The following is a 328-nucleotide window of genomic DNA, read 5'->3' as shown; positions in this document are numbered from 1 at the left end:
ACTGCAGGGTGATAGCGGTGAATACACATGTGATGCTCTGATTATCGCCACCGGTGCCAGCGCCCGTTACCTTGGTCTGGAAAGCGAAGAAGCCTTCAAGGGCAAGGGCGTATCGGCTTGTGCCACCTGCGACGGATTTTTCTATCGCAAAAAACCGGTAGCGGTGATTGGTGGTGGTAATACTGCTGTTGAGGAAGCCTTGTACCTTGCCAATATCGCCTCTGAGGTCATTGTTGTTCACCGTCGTGACAGCTTCAGTTCAGAAAAAATCCTCGCCGACAAGCTGCTCGACAAAGCCGCTAACGGCAATGTCACCATTCACTGGAAC

General features: G+C 52.1%; 1 protein-coding gene. It reads left to right on the top strand.

The features are described from left to right. Positions 1 to 328: FAD-dependent oxidoreductase (locus tag Q4563_RS18015; RefSeq protein WP_303605480.1), on the top strand; the 328-nt coding region annotated here is incomplete at both ends.

The organism is Gilvimarinus sp. 1_MG-2023 (genome assembly GCF_030548285.1).
This window is presented reverse-complemented; position numbering and strand designations above follow the sequence as displayed.